This is a genomic window from Exiguobacterium indicum HHS 31, from assembly GCF_001939065.1.
Lineage (GTDB): Bacteria > Bacillota > Bacilli > Exiguobacteriales > Exiguobacteriaceae > Exiguobacterium_A > Exiguobacterium_A indicum.
Genome location: NZ_MPSZ01000003.1, coordinates 34203 through 51871, shown reverse-complemented (window position 1 = coordinate 51871; position 17669 = coordinate 34203). Strand labels below are relative to the sequence as shown.

The following is a 17669-nucleotide window of genomic DNA, read 5'->3' as shown; positions in this document are numbered from 1 at the left end:
ATGGAAAACTATTTTTAAACACGATACGTTTGCTCTATGACGAAAGACCGAGACCGCTACTCGGTCCGCTTGTTGAAATTTGACGTCGTATTCGGTACACTGAATAAAGGAAAAATCTCGGAATTCTGTTCGTTCAAAGAATCGTTCGAAGTAAGGGGACTGTAAGGCATGGCTAATTTTCTAAAAGAATTATTTGCACCAACGAAACGTGTCCTGAAGAAAGCCGAAAAAGCAGCAGACGCTGTGGAAGCATTCGAGACACAAATCGGTGCGTTATCGGATCAAGAACTCGAAGGAAAAGTCGTTGAATTCCGTGAGCGTCTCGCTAACGGAGAAGACTTAGATGATATTTTACCGGAAGCTTTCGCGGTCTGTCGCGAAGTTTCGACACGCGTGCTCGGCATGCGCCACTACCGCGTTCAGTTGATCGGTGGATATGTCCTGCATAACGGGGATATCGCCGAAATGAAGACCGGGGAAGGTAAGACACTCGTCGCAACACTCCCTGTTTATTTGAATGCCCTCGCTGGCAACGGCGTTCACGTCGTTACCGTCAACGAATATCTTGCAAAACGTGACCGTGACATCATGGAACCTCTTTATGCGGCTCTTGGTCTATCGGTCGGCTTGAATCTCTCAAGCATGTCGCGTCAGGAAAAACAAGCAGCCTATAGCTGTGACATCACGTACGGAACGAACAATGAGTTCGGTTTCGACTACTTGCGTGACAACATGGTCCTGTATAAAGAAGACCGTGTACAACGACCGCTCCATTACGCTGTCGTCGATGAAGTCGACTCAATCCTCGTCGATGAAGCGCGGACACCGCTCATCATCTCAGGGTCTGCCGAGAAATCGACAGCGCTCTATTCGCAAGCGGACACGTTCGCGAAAATCATGAAAGCAGATGAAGACTACACGGTCGACATCAAGACGAAGAGTGTTCTGTTGACGGAGCAAGGGATCGACCGCGCTGAGAAATATTTCGGCATCGATAACCTGTTTGGTCTCGAGCATGTCTCACTCAACCATCATTTGAGCCTCGCACTGCGGGCGAATGCCGTCATGCACCGCGACGTCGACTATATGGTGCGTGAAGACGAAGTCATGATCATCGACCAGTTCACAGGTCGTGTCATGGAAGGGCGTCGTTACTCAGAAGGTCTGCACCAAGCGATCGAAGCGAAGGAAGGCGTCGAGATTCAACGCGAATCGATGACGCTTGCGACGATCACGTACCAAAACTTCTTCCGAATGTATACGAAGCTTGCCGGGATGACGGGTACCGCGAAGACGGAGGAAGAAGAATTCCGTAACATCTACAACATGCACGTCGTACCGGTTCCGACGAACAAACCCGTCGTCCGAAACGATATGCCGGACTTGATCTTCAAAACGATGAACGGGAAGTTCGCTGCCGTCGCAGACGAAATCGAACGCGCCCACCGCGAAGGACAACCTGTCCTCGTCGGTACGGTTGCCGTTGAGACGTCGGAGTTACTCAGTAACATCCTCAAGAAACGTGGCATTCGTCACGAAGTCTTGAACGCGAAAAACCACGCACGTGAAGCGGAAATCATCGAGAACGCCGGTCAAGCGAACTCGGTCACGATCGCAACGAACATGGCCGGTCGTGGTACCGACATCAAGCTTGGTGAAGGTGTCTTAGATAAAGGTGGTCTCTTCATCCTAGGGACAGAACGTCACGAATCACGCCGGATCGATAACCAGCTCCGTGGTCGTGCTGGTCGTCAAGGGGACCCAGGGGCATCACAATTCTATCTCTCACTTGAAGATGAATTGATGCGTCGTTTCGGTTCTGATTCGCTGCAGTCGATGATGGACCGTCTCGGAATGGATGATTCACAACCAATCGAGAGCCGGATGGTGTCTCGTGCCGTTGAATCGGCTCAAAAACGCGTCGAAGGCAACAACTTTGATGCGCGGAAACAAGTCCTCGGCTACGATAACGTCATGGCGGACCAACGGAAAGTCATGTACGCGGACCGGGCAGCGATTCTCGATGCGGGTTCCGTGTCAGATATCGTCCGTCCGATGATCGAGCAGACGATCGAAGCAGGCGTTCATCAGTACACGCCGGTCGAGTTCGTCCCGGAAGAGTGGAGCATCGGTGCGCTTGCGGAGTGGGCAAACCAGACGCTTGCGATCGAAGAGAAGGTCACGGAAAGCGACCTCTTCGGAAAAGAACGCGAAGAGATCATCGAGTTGCTCAAAGAGCGGACATTCGCACACTACGAGCACAAACGGTCAGAAGTACCAGCCGAAGCATTCGATGAGTTCGAAAAAGTCATCGTTCTTCGTGCCGTTGACCAACACTGGATGAACCATATCGATCAAATGGATCAACTCCGTGAAGGGATTCACCTCCGGGCATACGGTCAAAACGACCCGCTCCGTGAATACCAATCGGAAGGTTCGATGATGTTCGATGCGATGAACGCTGCGATCGCTGAAGAAGTGACACAATTCGTCCTTCGGGCAGATCTCGATCCAAACCTCAAACGCGAAAAAGTCGTCCAAGACGAAGTCGCGGTTTCGGGTAAGGAAGATAAAGCGGTCAAGAAAAAGCCGGTCCGGAAAAATCCAAACGACCAAATCGGACGCAACGATCCGTGCTGGTGTGGATCCGGTAAGAAATATAAGAACTGTCACGGCCGTCAGGCATAAGTGATGAATCGACTGAAAGAGAGGCAGGAGATTCCTGCCTCTTTTCACGGAAAGAGAAGGTGGAACACATGGAATTAGCAGAAATTCGCAACACCGCCGAGTGGATGGAAAAGAAACTCGACGAATATAAGGCATCACTCGATCTCGAGTCGAAGATTGCTCGGATCGAAGAACTTGAAAACGAGATGACGTACCCAGACTTCTGGAACAACCAGGAATCAGCACAAAAAGTCATCGATGAGTCGAACGGCTTAAAAGCGATGGTCGACAAATACAAAGAACTCGAAGCAGGTCACGAGAACGTCGCTTTGACGTACGAATTGATCAAGGAAGAGCCGGATGCGGATCTTCAAGAAGAGCTCGAGTCAGAACTTGGTGACCTCAAGAAGAAGTTCGAAGACTTCGAACTACAAATCCTCTTAAACGGCGAGTATGACGCGAACAACGCGATCCTCGAGTTGCACCCAGGTGCAGGTGGTACCGAGTCGCAAGACTGGGCATCGATGCTGTTGCGGATGTACCAACGTTTCTGCGACAAGCAAGGCTGGAAAGTCGAAACGATGGACTACCAACCGGGTGATGAAGCGGGTGTCAAATCGGTCACGCTCCGTATTCAAGGGCACAATGCCTATGGATATTTAAAAGCCGAAAAAGGGATCCATCGTTTAGTCCGGATCTCACCGTTTGACTCGTCAGGTCGCCGTCATACATCGTTCGTCTCGTGTGACGTCATGCCGGAATTCAACGATGACATCGACATCGAAGTCCGTACGGAAGATTTACGGATCGATACGTACCGTGCCTCTGGTGCCGGTGGTCAGCACATCAATACGACGGACTCGGCTGTCCGGATCACACACGTTCCAACAGGCGTCGTCGTCTCATGTCAACAAGAACGGTCGCAGATCAAAAACCGTGAAGCGGCGATGAAGATGTTGAAAGCAAAACTCTACCAACGCGAAATCGAAGAGCAACAAAAGAAGCTCGACGAGATCCGTGGTGAAAAATCGGATATCGCATGGGGTAGCCAAATCCGTTCGTACGTCTTCCACCCATACAGCATGGTCAAGGATCACCGGACGAACTACGAAGTCGGGAACACGCAAGGGGCAATGGATGGTGACATCATGGGCTTCATCGATGCGTACCTCCGTCTCATGAATATGTAAGACAACTAACCAGTCGGACGATGTTCGACTGGTTTTTTGACCGTCAAAGGAGGAATAGTGATGCAGGAGCAAAGTCGGATCAACAAACAAGCGTGGGAGTACCGGGCATATGAATTTTGGGAAAAGCGTGACGGAACACCGGCAGAGTATGCTGCAATCATCAAACAAGATCCAGCCGCATGCTTGAAGAAACATCGACATGATTTCGAGGACATCGCCGGGAAGACGATCGCGAACATCTGTGGTTCGAACGGACGCAAGGCGGTGCCGTTAGCGTTACTCGGAGCAGACTTCACCGTGTTCGATATTTCAGAGGAGAATGCCAAGTACGCGCTTGAACTGGCGCACCATGCTGAGACATCAATCCACTATGTCGTCGGGGATCTCTACGCGATCGATCTTGAACGATATCGCAATACGTTTGACCTCCTCTACTTAGAAGGCGGGATTTTGCATTACTTTGCGGATCTCGAGCGTTTTCTGCAGATCCTGTTTACAATCTTGCGACCCGGTGGGCAGTTGATCCTTAGCGATTTTCACCCGGTCGGACGCTGGATCGATGCGGATTTGACGTATCGACCGCGTTATTTCGATCAAGCGTTGCAAGCGGGTGACTTAGCGTATAAGACACATTTTCCAGACGCGGAACAAATCGATTTTCCGGACGTCTCCGTCCGTTACTTTACGCTGAGTGAGATTTTAAACGGCGTCATCGCGACGCGATTCACATTAGAACGATTCGACGAGCATCGTGGCTGGAACGGTGAGAACATCCCGTCCGAGTTCACGCTACTCGCAACGAAACCACTCGAAGGGAGCAATAGCTGATGATTATCCGTAAAGAAGGCTTCAAGGATGCAGCGGGAATCCGGCTTGTCCATGAGGCAGCGTTCGAACAACCGAGCGAAGCGAACCTCGTGGATGCGTTACGCGAGGACGAAGCCGCGCAACCGGTCTTTGGTCGCGTCGCGATGACCGACAAAGGAGAAATCGTCGGTCATGTCCTCTTGAGCCGAATCCATATCGGTGACATCCCGTCACTTGCCTTAGCGCCGGTCGGTGTGTTGCCAGCTTGGCAACGAAAGGGCATCGGTTCTGAGTTGATCCGCCAGGTGATCGAGGATGCACGGGATGCCGGTGAATCACATATCGTCGTGCTTGGTCACGACAGCTACTATCCACAGTTTGGTTTCGAACGGGCGATCGACTACGGTATTGAGCCACCGTTCCCCGTTCCGCCAGAAGTCTTTCTCGTCCTTGCACTCGAACGGAATGGGTTGCGTAGCGTCAGCGGCATCGTCCGCTACAGTCCCCCCTTTAGTGCGGTATAAAGGGAACACTGTGAGTTGTTCCGCCTCTCTAGTCGTTGTCTGACTTTTCCGCTAAAATGAAACACGAGAATCAATCGATAAGGGGAAATGGAATGTCATGACATCGACACGTCAGGAAGTCGTGCGCGATTATGCGTATTTGTTAATCGGGTCCTTGTTCGTCGCAAGTGCCTTTAGTTTATTTTTAGCACCGAATCAACTCGCTTCAGGAGGCGTTAGTGGCTTATCGATCGTCTTGAACGATCTGTTCGGGATCTCACCCGGCTTGTTCCAACTCGTCGCGAACGTCGTCTTGTTGGCGATCGGGTGGATGATCCTCGGGATGGGTTTTGGTGTCAAATCACTCGTCGGGTCGATCTTTTTACCGGTCGTCATCCTTGTCTACGAGCGGTTCGATGTTCCGGCTGCGACGATGAATCCGATGCTTGCCGCGATCTTCGGTGGTGCCGGTGTCGGGATCGGACTCGGTCTGATCTTCCGGGGACGTGCCTCGACCGGGGGAATGGATTTGATTGCGCAAATTTTGCATCGCTTCACGAAATTGCCGCTTCATCTCTGTATCGCCTTGCTCGACGGAACGATCGTCATCAGTGCAGCGACAATCTTCTCGCTTGAGATCGGACTGTACGCGCTCGTCGCCTTGTTCATCACAATCAAGATGATCGACGTCGTCCAACTCGGGATCACGAACGACAAGCTCGCTTATATCATCTCCGATCAACGGGAAGCGTTAGTGAAGGAAATCTTCGAAACGCTCGATCGCGGAGCGACGGAGATCGAGGCGGCAGGTGCGTTTACGCGGACACGGAAACCGATGCTGATGGTCGTCGTCCGCCAAGGAGAAATCACAACGCTTAAAGAGATCGTCAAACACATCGATCCGTCAGCGTTCCTCGTCGTCAGCGAGGCGCACGAGGTGCTGGGACTCGGTTTTACGGACGACAAACGCTACCGGAATGTGCCGTAATTGTTCCAAACTCGTGAAGTTTTTGTGAAATCATGCTTAACTCTTCCGGATAACGGTTATACTCTAACTAGGTCAGAAGTGTTTACTTAGATACTTACAAGAGGGGGATATCCGGATGAAGCTGAAAAACTTGTTACTCGCGTTAGGGTTAGGAACAACGCTTGCACTCGCAGCATGTGGTGGTAGTGACGACTCCAGCTCTAGCGATTCGTCAAGTACGAAGGAAGAGTCGACGATGAACGATGATTCGTCGAAGACGGAAACAGCTGTTGATGCGGAAAAAATCTTCGCGAACAACTGTGCATCGTGTCACGGGAACAACCTTGAAGGAAATGTCGGACCAAATCTGACGAAGGTCGGCTCGAAGTACTCTTCAGAAGAGATTCAAGAGATCATCAAGAACGGGAAAGGGCAAATGCCTGCTGGAATCCTCAAAGAGGATGAAGAAATCGTTGCCGTTGCTGACTGGCTCGCGGATAAAAAGTAATTATGGGATATGATGGGGTATGAGATGACAGACACGACATGTGTTCGTCATCTCGTACCTCTTTTTTATGGTATCATCGCTTGAAATGACATTTGATTGTAATGTGCGTTCAATTTCGTCCCTGTTATAATGGTGGTCGGTAGGTTTTTAGACCTATCCATTCAGCATCAGTAAATAAGTAAGGATGTGAAGTACGTGATCAAGATGCAACGAATCAGTAAGATTTATCCGAACGGCGTCACGGCACTCCGTGAGGTCGATTTGACGATTGATCAAGGCGAATTCGTCTATATCGTCGGTCCGTCGGGTGCGGGTAAGTCAACATTCATGAAAATGATGTACCGCGAAGAGAAACCAACGAGCGGTTCATTTTTATTTAAAGGAATCGAAGTCGGTAAGTTGAAGAACCGTCAAATCCCCGAACTTCGTCGCCAAATCGGCGTCATCTTCCAAGATTTCAAACTACTCCCGTCATTGACGGTTTATGAAAATGTCGCCTTCGCATTAGAGGTCGTAGGAGAAGACAAGTCACAAATCCGCCAGAAGGTGCTCGAGGTACTCGATCTCGTCAAGCTCAAGCATAAGGAACGGAACTATCCGGATGAATTATCTGGGGGCGAACAACAACGAATCTCGATCGCGAGAGCCATCGTCAACCGTCCGTCACTCGTCATCGCCGATGAACCGACAGGAAACCTGGACCCGGATACTGCATGGGAGATCATGGAAGTATTCGAAGAGATCTATCGCCGTGGGACAACGGTCGTAATGGCGACACACAACCGAGACATCGTCAACAAGATGCGTCATCGTGTCTTAGCGATCGACGGTGGAAAAATCGTCCGAGACGAAGAGAAAGGAATGTACGGCTATGAAGTTTAATGGATTCCGTCATTTACGGGAAGGGGCAAAAGGTCTCGTCCGGAACGGCTGGATGACATTCGCTTCAGTCAGTGCCGTTACCGTCACACTACTTCTCGTAGGAATATTCGCAATGCTCATGTTCAACGTCAACAAGATTTCTGATAACGTCGAAAAAGATGTCGAGATCCAAGTCTTTGTTGAACGGGAAGCAGACCAAGCAAAAATTGATTCACTCGGCGATTCGTTGAAGCAAATGCCAGGCGTCTCCTCTGTTCGTTATAGTTCGAAAGAAGAAGAACTGGACCGCTTCAAGGAGCAACTTGGCGAAGGATCACAAGCGTACCGGTCCGTTGAAAAGGATAACCCTCTTCACGATCGATACATCGTCAAAGCTACCTCACCAAAAGAGACAGAAACACTTGCAAACTCCGTTAAAAAAATGGAAAATGTATATAATGTCGAATATGGTAAGGATTATGTTAAAAAGATGTTTAACTTCCTTGAAGGAGTTCGGATCGGTGGAATCATCCTGATCGTCGGTTTGACGTTCATGGCAATGTTCCTCATTTCAAATACGATCAAAGTCACGATCTTCTCTCGTCGTCGGGAAATCGAGATCATGCGTCTCGTTGGAGCGAAAAACGGATTCATCCGTGCACCGTTCTTTGTTGAAGGGTTGTTGATGGGGATATTAGGTGCCATCATCCCGATTGTCGTTGTCTACTTTGGTTATGAAGTATCGTACAATGCGATTCAACCTCAACTGGCAACGATTAACGAAGGAATCTTCTCACTAGTCCCGCCAGGACAATTATCACTAGAGGTCGTCTTAATTTTACTCGGTCTCGGTGCATTCATCGGTGTCTGGGGATCGACGACGTCACTTGGTCGTTTCTTAAAGATTTAATCGATTCATTTAAAAATAAAATAGAGGAGAGATGCTTCTCATGAAAGTCCGATTCTATTCTGTCGTCCTGAGCTTAGCTTTGATTGGAACTAGCGTGTCCGTTCATGCCACGTCGAAAGAAGATTTGTTGAAGGAACAACAGGAGGTCGAAAGCCGTCTAAAAGAGACGGAACGATCACAGAATCAGACATCAGAGAAGTTGATCTTGACGAAACAGCAGCGCAAGGAAGCCCGTGCGCAACTGGATGAAGTCAACAGCCGTTTGGATGATTTAGCGCGTAAGATAGCCGATCAACAAGCGGCTGTTGCTGCATCTAAGGAACGATTACGTCTGACGGAAGAAGCCATTTCCGAAACGTTGAAGGAACTACATCAACAAGAAGACTTACTGGGAAGTCGCTTACGTGCCGTCCAGCAAAAGGGAGACGTTACCTACATCGAGGTCTTGCTTGACGCGAAAGACTTCGGTGATTTGATTTCGCGCTTCAGCACAGTCAGTGAGATCATGAAGCAAGATGATGATGTCCTGCAAACATATAAGGCGAACGTCATTCAGTTGAACGAACAGCGATCCGATCAAGCGTTGTTGCTCGAAAGTCTGAAGCGGGAGCAACGGAAATTACTTGTCCTTCAGACGCAAATCATCGCGGAATCGGAGTTGAAGCGAAAGCTGGTCGTCCAGTTGAACACGAAGGTAAAAGCGTTGCAACAAGAGCAGTTCTCAAAAGCTGAAGAAGCAGAAATTCTCGCTGATCAGCGACAGTTGATTCAAAATGAACTGGCTGCACTGAAAGAAGCAGAACGAAAAGCAAAAGAAGAGGCAAAGCGACGGGCAATCGAGGCAGCACGTCAAGCCGAAGCGAAGCGAGTAGCGGAAGCCAAACGACAAGCCGAAGCTGCGCGTGCTGCTGCAGCGAAACAACAGGAAGCGGATGCTGAGAAAACGAAGCCACCCGTACCTGAAGTCGAAGTACCTTCAGGAACACCCGATACACCAGCAGACGTCGATTCGAATCGTCCATTTCATTTACCGGTGCAAGGCTATGTCTCATCACCGTTCGGTCCACGAAACAATCCGTTGACTGGAAAGCCGGAGATTCATAAGGGAATCGATCTCGTCAATGCGAAAGGGACACCGATTCATGCGGCAGCCGGAGGAATTGTTTTGCGTGCAGGCAGTGCGACGGGGTACGGCAATGTCGTCATGGTGACTCATTTAATTGATGATCAGGTCTATACGACCGTTTATGCCCACCTGGAGTCAATCGATGTCAAAGCCGGTCAAACGGTCATGCCCGGTCAAATCGTCGGCACACTTGGATCAACCGGCTGGTCGACAGGACCGCATCTGCATTTCGAATTGCATAAGGGAGAGTGGGCTGCCGGTCAACCGAATGCAGTCGACCCGGCACCGTACATCTTTTGACATCCCATAGAATACTGAAAAGATAGGGTAACCTATCTTTTTTTGCTATACTGAAAAAAATAATGCGTTTTTTAACGGAAGTGGGGAATCAAGCGTGAAAAAATCTACAACAGCAGTCATCGCGGTCAGTACCTTCGGGCTTGGTTTAGGGGCAGGCGCCGTCGGAATGTTAGCGGCTGGCGGAACGGATTCTGTCTCGACGTCATCGTCGTCTGCGAATGCGACGGGTGATTGGAAAAAAATTGATCAGGTCCGTCAAATGATCGAACAGAACTATCTAGAAGACGTAACGGATAAAGAACTGCTGGACGGTGCGTTATCCGGTATGGCGGAAGTGCTTGACGATCCGTATTCCGTCTATATGGATGAGTCGGAGACAGCATCGTTCAATACGAATCTATCGTCTTCATTTGAAGGGATCGGTGCGACACTGGAACAAAAAGGCGAGTCGATCGTTATCGTCTCACCGATTAAGGGATCACCCGCTGAAAAAGCCGGGATCAAACCGGGTGACGTCATCTTAGAAATCGACGGCAAGTCGACGAAAGGGCAAAAGACGGATCAGGCGGTCAAGAAAATCCGTGGTGAAAAAGGAACGAACGTCGTCCTGACGATTCAACGTAGCGGTCAAGACGCGATGGACATCACGATCAAACGGGATACGATTCCGATTGAGACGGTCTATACGTCGACCGAGGACGTCAACGGGAAGAAGATTGGTGTCTTGCAAGTGACACAGTTCTCAGAACCGACGGCTAAAGAGTTCGAGAAGGGGCTCGCGAAACTCGAGAGTCAGAATATCGATGGACTCGTCATCGACGTTCGCGGAAATCCGGGTGGTCTTTTGACGGCTGTCTCAAGCATGATTGCACCGTTTATTCCGAAGGACGTTCCGATTTATCAAGTCGAGAACAATAAGGGAGAGCGTCAGCAGGAATTCGGGAAGGCAGACGAGAAGAAACCGTATAACATCGTCGTGCTCGAAGACGGCGGATCAGCGTCCGCGTCCGAGATTCTGGCAGCCGGTCTAAAGGAAGGTGCCGGGGCTGAGGTCGTCGGTACGAAATCGTTCGGTAAAGGCATCGTCCAAAGTGCCTATGACTTGAAGGACGGTAGCGATTTGAAGTTAACGACGAACAAATGGCTGACACCGGACGGCAACTGGATTCATAAAAAAGGCGTTAAGCCGACGATTGAAGTCAAGCAACCGGCGTACTTCAACGTCACGAAGATCCTGACTGATCAAAAGTCACTCGCAGTCGGCGATTATGGAAAATCAGTCGAAAATGCTCACCTCGTCCTCGAAGCAATCAGTTACGAGCCAAAAGGACAAAATGGGTATTTCGGTGACACGATGAAGAAAGCCGTCGAAGCCTTGCAAAAGGATGCGAAGCTTGATGTCACTGGAAAAATCGATCAGCAGACAGCGGGTGAGATGGAGACGCGTCTCCTGAAGAAACTCGAGGACGATAAGAATGACGTCCAGCGGAAAAAAGCACTCGAGGTCGCTGCTCAATAATAAGGAATGGAAAGAGGTCTGAATGCGCGTGGAATTACTCGATGAAATTGGTTGGACCGCGATTAGTCTCATCGCCAGTCCGACCTTGTGGTTAGCACTCCTTGTCAGTTGGGTCATCGGCATCCGGCGTGTCAAACGGGAACGCGGATTGTTCCGCTCCCGGACACACGGTAAACGAAGCGATGTCCTCGAAACACTTTTACCCGGGTTACTAATTGGTCTCGTCTTATCCGTCGTCAGCGGCTGGCTCGGATTGACGCTGACGCCGCAATACGCTCTGTTGTTACTTGGACTCTCGAGCGTCCTGCTGTTGGTCGGGATCGTTCGCTTGAACGTACCGCTTTGGCCGATCGTTTTGCTTGGACTTGCCGGCTGGTTCCTAGTGGATTCACGTCTTGATCCGGTTCGAGCGGTTGAGCCGAAAATGATTTTATTGCTTGCGACGTTAACGCTTGTCGCGGAATGTCTCCTCGTCTGGTGGCGCGGAAAGCGACGCCTGTCACCGTCACTCGTCGTTTCGAAGCGTGGTCGCTTCATCGGTGGGCTGTCAGCGAATAAACTTTGGCTATTGCCTTTGCTCGTCTTTGTTCCGGGCGACGTGCTTGAAGCCTGGTGGCCACGTTACAGCTTCCCAGAACTCGTTCCAATCGTTCTCTGGTTACCGATCGGCTTCAGCTTCCTCTTTACGGGTAAGTTGCCGAAAGAATTGATGCGTCCGCTCGTTCAAGGACGTTTGATTACGAGTCTCGTCGCGATTCTATTGACGGTTCTTGCATACGTCACCGGACAAGCTGAATGGCTGTACGGGATCGTCCTGTTGCTCGTCCTGCACATCCTATTGCATCAGCGGGTCAAACGCTTGAACCGGGCACAGACCCCATTGTTCCTCAATGGAACGCGTGGTGCCGTCATTCTCGGAACGCTACCTGATAAACCAGCTGCCGAGATGGGCTTGATTCCGGGCGAAGCGATTTATAAAGTCAATGGTGAGAAGGTCGATTCGGAAACATCGTTCTACGAAGCCATCCAAAAACACAAACCGTATCTGCGTCTTGAAGTCATGAACCATAACGGCGACATCCGGTTTGCGCAACGTGCCTTCTATGAACAAGATCATCATGAACTTGGTATTCTGTTCGTCAACGAGCCGGTCCATGGTCGCACTAAAGTGCGGTCCTTGCATTAACGAGTACATCCCTGTCACGGAACAGCCGTGACGGGGATTTTTTTGTCGGCAGAAAAATCGAGGATCAACACTCGAAGCAAAAAGAAACTTTTGCATTTTCGAAAAAAAGGGTAACTTCCTAAAAGGAGCACTTCATAATCGAATGTTTGTTCGTAAAGTGGTACAATAAAAATAGATTTTTTACGTGATGAGGGGGAAGCAAACGATGGATTTTGAACTCGTTTCACCATTTGAGCCAGGCGGTGATCAACCGACGGCAATCGAAAAATTGGTGACTGGGCTAAAACAAGGCGAACGACATCAGACGTTGCTTGGGGCGACCGGTACCGGGAAGACGTTCACGGTCTCGAACGTCATCAAGGAAATCAAGAAACCGACGCTCGTCCTTGCCCACAACAAAACACTAGCGGGACAACTCTACTCGGAGTTCAAGGAATTCTTCCCGAACAATGCGGTCGAATACTTCGTTAGTTTTTATGATTATTACCAACCGGAAGCGTATGTCCCATCGACGGATACGTTCATTGAGAAGGACTCTTCGATCAACGACGAGATTGATAAACTACGTCACTCGGCGACGTCCGCCCTGTTCGAACGGGAGGACGTCTTGATCGTTGCGTCTGTCTCGTGTATCTATGGTCTCGGTAACCCGGAAGAGTACAACAACCACGTCTTGTCACTGCGTGTCGGCAATGAGATGGGGCGTAACGAGATGCTCCGTCGTCTAATCGACATTCAGTATGAGCGTAACGACATCGACTTCCAGCGCGGACGGTTCCGCGTCCGCGGAGACGTCGTCGAAATCTTCCCGGCGTCACGCGACGAACAGTGTGTCCGGGTCGAGTTCTTCGGTGACGAGATCGAACGGATTCGTGACATGGATCCGCTGACAGGTGAGATCGTTGCGGACCGCGAGCACATCTCAATCTTCCCGGCGTCCCACTTCGTGACGGGGGATACCCGTCTACAGAAAGCAATCGCGAACATCGAGAAGGAACTAGAGGTCCAGCTTGCGAAGTTACGTGAAGACAATCAGTTGCTTGAAGCGCAACGGCTCGAACAACGGACGAACTATGATCTTGAGATGATGCGGGAGATGGGCTATTGCTCCGGAATCGAGAACTACTCGCGTCACTTAAACTTGATGCCGGAAGGGGCAACACCGTATACGTTGCTCGACTACTTCCCGAAAGACTTCTTACTCGTTGCCGATGAATCGCACGTCACGCTTCCGCAAATTCGCGGCATGTACAACGGAGACCAGGCACGGAAACAAGTCCTCGTCGATCACGGCTTCCGTCTTCCGTCGGCAAAAGACAACCGTCCGTTACGGTTCGAGGAGTTTGAGGAAAAAGTCAGTCAGGCGATCTATATCTCGGCGACACCAGGACCGTATGAACTCGAACATTCAAAAGAGATGGTCGAGCAAATCATCCGTCCGACCGGTCTCGTTGATCCAACGATCGAGATTCATCCGATCACAGGACAAATCGATTACTTGATGGATAACATCCGTGACCGGGTCGCGAAGAACGAACGTGTTCTCGTGACGACACTGACGAAGAAGATGGCAGAAGACTTGACCGACTACTTGAAAGAGAATGGTGTCAAGGTCAACTACATGCACTCGGAGATCAAGACGCTGGAACGGATTGAAATCATACGTGACTTGCGGCTTGGGAAATACGATGTCCTCGTCGGGATCAACTTGTTACGAGAAGGACTCGATATTCCGGAAGTCTCACTCGTGACGATTCTCGATGCCGATAAGGAAGGCTTCTTGCGTTCGGACCGTTCGCTGATTCAAACGATTGGTCGGGCGGCGCGGAACGCGGAAGGACACGTCATCTTGTTTGCTGATAAAGTCACCGATTCGATGCAACGCGCGATCGATGAGACGGAACGCCGTCGCGCGATCCAGATGGCGTTCAACGAAGAACATGGCATTACGCCGCAGACGATCAAAAAAGACGTCCGTGGTGTCATCAGTACGACGATCGAGAGCGACGATACCGTCGAAAAACTCGAGAAGTTCAACAAACTCAAAAAACCGGAGCGCGAAACGTTGCTTGAACAGCTTGATCAAGAGATGCGTCAAGCGGCGAAAGACATGCAGTTTGAACGAGCTGCTGAGCTCCGCGACCTCATATTAGAATTGAAAGCAGGTGCCTAAGTTGGGAGAAAAGAAGAATCAGATTATCATCAAAGGCGCTCGCGTCAATAATCTACAAAACATCGATGTCGAAATTCCCCGCGATCAGCTCGTCGTCTTGACGGGTTTGTCCGGGTCAGGGAAATCGTCGCTTGCCTTCGACACGATTTACGCGGAAGGACAACGACGTTATGTCGAAAGTTTATCAGCCTATGCCCGTCAGTTCCTCGGACAGATGGATAAACCGGATGTCGACACGATCGAAGGACTGAGTCCAGCAATTTCAATCGACCAGAAGACGACGAGTAAAAACCCACGGTCGACGGTCGGAACGGTCACAGAAATCTATGATTATCTGCGTCTATTGTACGCACGAATTGGTAAACCGATTTGTCCAAATCACGGAATCGAGATTTCGAGCCAGACGATCAGTCAGATGGTCGACCAAGTGATGGAGTTACCGGAGCGGACGCGTCTGCAAATTCTCGCGCCAATCGTTTCCGGACGAAAAGGAACTCACGTCAAGGTGCTCGACGATTTGAAGAAGGAAGGCTTCGTCCGCGTTCGTGTCAACGGAGAGACGATGGATCTCGCCGAAGAGATCACGCTTGAGAAAAACAAGAAACACTCGATCGAAGTCGTCGTCGACCGTGTCGTCGTGCGACCAGATGTCGAAGCCCGTCTTGCGGATTCACTGGAGACTGCACTTCGCCTCGCGGACGGTCGGGTCATCGTCGATACGATGGATGGCAACGAATTGTTGTTCAGTGAGCATCACGCTTGTCCGATCTGTGGCTTCTCAATCGGCGAACTCGAACCACGGATGTTCTCGTTCAACTCACCGTTTGGTGCCTGTACGTCATGTGACGGTCTCGGAACGAAGCTTGAGGTCGATGTCGATCTCGTCGTGCCGCATCCTGATAAGTCATTGAACGAAGGGGCAATCGTGGCGTGGGAACCGACAAGTTCGCAGTATTATCCACAATTACTCAAAGCGGTCTGTGATCACTTCAAGATCGATATGGATACACCGTTCGAACAGCTGTCAGAAGAACATCGCGAAACGATCTTGAACGGAAACACGAAGGAAGAGATTCACTTCCGTTATGAGAATGACTTCGGGATGGTCCGAAATACGAATCTCTACTTCGAAGGGGTCCTCAACAACTTACAGCGTCGCTTCAAGGAGACGTCGTCTGATTATATTCGGGAACAGATGGAAGGCTATATGGCGAAGAAGGCATGTCCGACGTGTAAAGGACACCGCTTGAAACGGGAATCGCTCGCCGTCAAAGTATCCGATCACCATATCGGTGAAGTGACGAAGATGTCTGTCAAACAAGCGGTCATGTTCTTCGACGAACTACCGGAGAAATTAAGTGAGAAGGATAAGACGATTTCGCGGATGATTGTTCGTGAGATTCACGAACGGGCGTCGTTCCTTGAGAACGTCGGTCTCGATTACCTGACGATCTCACGCGCAGCGGGTACGTTGTCCGGTGGGGAAGCGCAACGGATTCGTCTTGCGACACAAATCGGTTCGCGTCTAACGGGCGTCCTCTACGTTCTCGATGAACCATCGATCGGTTTACACCAACGTGATAATGATCGTCTGATCAATACGCTGAAGGCGATGCGTGATCTCGGCAATACGCTGATCGTCGTCGAACACGATGAAGACACGATGATGGCAGCCGACTACTTGATCGATATCGGACCTGGTGCCGGCGATCACGGTGGATTCGTCACGGCAGCCGGGAAACCGGAAGAGTTGATGCAGGATGCGAACTCGTTGACTGGTCAATACTTGTCCGGGAAGAAGTTCATTCCTGTTCCGTCGACACGCAAAGAGCCAGATGGTCGGATGCTTCATATCCACAAAGCATCGGAAAACAACTTGAAGAACGTCGATGTCGACATTCCGCTGGGTCTGTTCGTCGCCGTCACAGGTGTCTCGGGATCCGGGAAATCGACGTTGATCAATGAAATTCTTTATAAGACGATTGCGCACGAGATGAACCGGGCGAAAGAAAAACCGGGTGCTCATAAAGGGATCACCGGTCTGGATCAAATCGATAAGGTCATCGATATCGATCAGTCACCAATCGGTCGGACACCGCGCTCGAACCCGGCAACGTATACCGGTGTCTTCGATGACATTCGGGACGTCTTTGCTTCGACGAACGAAGCGAAACTCCGTGGTTACAAAAAAGGACGTTTCAGTTTCAACATCAAGGGTGGACGTTGTGAAGCGTGTCGTGGCGATGGGATCATCAAGATTGAGATGCACTTCTTACCGGACGTCTATGTTCCGTGTGAAGTCTGTCACGGGAAACGCTATAACCGCGAAACACTCGAAGTGAAATATAAAGGCAAAACGATTGCCGACGTGCTTGAGATGACGGTTGAAGATGCCCTCGCCTTCTTCGAGAACATTCCGAAAATCACGCGGAAACTGCAGACGATCGCTGACGTCGGTCTGACGTACATGCGTCTCGGTCAACCCGCGACGGAACTGTCCGGCGGGGAAGCACAACGTGTTAAACTGGCGTCCGAGTTGCATAAGCGCTCGACTGGGAAGACGATCTACATCCTCGATGAGCCAACGACAGGACTCCACGTCCATGATATCGCGCGTCTCCTGAAAGTCTTACAACGTCTCGTCGACAATGGCGATACGGTACTCGTTATCGAACACAACTTGGATGTCATCAAGACGGCCGACTACTTGATTGATCTTGGACCTGAGGGGGGCGACGATGGCGGAACAATCGTTGCTGCCGGTACACCGGAACACATCGCTGAAGTTGAAGCATCCTACACGGGACGATACCTCGCACCTGTCCTTGAACGCGATGCGGCACGAATTGAATCGTGAAACTTTTGTGGATGAGGATTCGTAGGGAGGAACTAAGGGAACTTAAACGAAAGTATCATGTAACACACGTTTGAGGTTCAAGAATAGGAGGGAAC

13 protein-coding genes are annotated in these 17669 nt (G+C 50.4%); all 13 read left to right on the top strand.

Features of this window, described 5'->3' with window-relative positions; all coding sequences use genetic code 11:
* The first annotated feature begins 168 nt into the window (after positions 1–168).
* The 13 genes from secA (at position 169) to uvrA (ending at position 17574) form a co-directional block, all read left to right on the top strand.
* Positions 169–2688, top strand: coding sequence for a preprotein translocase subunit SecA (gene secA / locus N179_RS10005; protein ID WP_023469246.1), 2520 nt, complete (start codon positions 169–171; stop codon positions 2686–2688).
* 68 nt (positions 2689–2756) lie between these two features.
* On the top strand, positions 2757–3857 hold the full coding sequence (prfB, locus tag N179_RS10000; protein WP_023469245.1) for a peptide chain release factor 2: 1101 nt from the start codon (positions 2757–2759) through the stop codon (positions 3855–3857).
* Between the two features lie 60 nt (positions 3858–3917).
* Complete coding sequence (locus tag N179_RS09995; protein ID WP_075642819.1) at positions 3918–4685, top strand: class I SAM-dependent methyltransferase; 768 nt, start codon at positions 3918–3920, stop codon at positions 4683–4685.
* Complete coding sequence (locus N179_RS09990) at positions 4685–5188, top strand: GNAT family N-acetyltransferase (RefSeq protein WP_075642818.1); 504 nt, start codon at positions 4685–4687, stop codon at positions 5186–5188. The genes N179_RS09995 and N179_RS09990 overlap by 1 nt, the downstream gene beginning before the upstream one ends.
* Before the next feature lie 97 nt (positions 5189–5285).
* Positions 5286–6155, top strand: a complete 870-nt coding sequence (locus N179_RS09985) for a YitT family protein (RefSeq protein ID WP_023469242.1) — start codon at positions 5286–5288, stop codon at positions 6153–6155.
* A 115-nt stretch (positions 6156–6270) separates the two neighbouring features.
* Entirely contained in the window at positions 6271–6642 is a 372-nt protein-coding gene (gene cccB / locus N179_RS09980) for a cytochrome c551 (protein ID WP_023469241.1), read from the top strand.
* Between the two features lie 195 nt (positions 6643–6837).
* Positions 6838–7524 carry a cell division ATP-binding protein FtsE gene (gene ftsE / locus N179_RS09975; RefSeq protein WP_023469240.1) on the top strand — a complete coding sequence of 229 codons (687 nt, stop codon included), beginning with the start codon at positions 6838–6840 and terminating at the stop codon, positions 7522–7524.
* On the top strand, positions 7514–8413 hold the full coding sequence (gene ftsX, locus N179_RS09970; protein ID WP_055968941.1) for a permease-like cell division protein FtsX: 900 nt from the start codon (positions 7514–7516) through the stop codon (positions 8411–8413). Before ftsE ends, ftsX begins: the two co-directional genes overlap by 11 nt.
* A 40-nt stretch (positions 8414–8453) precedes the next feature.
* Entirely contained in the window at positions 8454–9839 is a 1386-nt protein-coding gene (locus tag N179_RS09965) for a M23 family metallopeptidase (protein ID WP_075642817.1), read from the top strand.
* A gap of 94 nt (positions 9840–9933) precedes the next feature.
* Positions 9934–11358, top strand: a complete 1425-nt coding sequence (locus N179_RS09960) for a S41 family peptidase (protein WP_075642816.1) — start codon at positions 9934–9936, stop codon at positions 11356–11358.
* A 22-nt stretch (positions 11359–11380) separates the two neighbouring features.
* The gene (locus tag N179_RS09955) at positions 11381–12544 is read left to right on the top strand and encodes a PDZ domain-containing protein (RefSeq protein ID WP_075642815.1); all 1164 of its coding nucleotides are present in this window, start codon (positions 11381–11383) and stop codon (positions 12542–12544) included.
* A gap of 205 nt (positions 12545–12749) precedes the next feature.
* Positions 12750–14717: an excinuclease ABC subunit UvrB gene (uvrB, locus tag N179_RS09950; protein ID WP_075642814.1), complete on the top strand. Its 1968-nt coding sequence runs from the start codon at positions 12750–12752 to the stop codon at positions 14715–14717.
* A gap of 1 nt (position 14718) precedes the next feature.
* Positions 14719–17574 carry an excinuclease ABC subunit UvrA gene (gene uvrA, locus N179_RS09945; RefSeq protein ID WP_075642813.1) on the top strand — a complete coding sequence of 952 codons (2856 nt, stop codon included), beginning with the start codon at positions 14719–14721 and terminating at the stop codon, positions 17572–17574.
* The last annotated feature ends 95 nt before the right edge of the window (positions 17575–17669 follow it).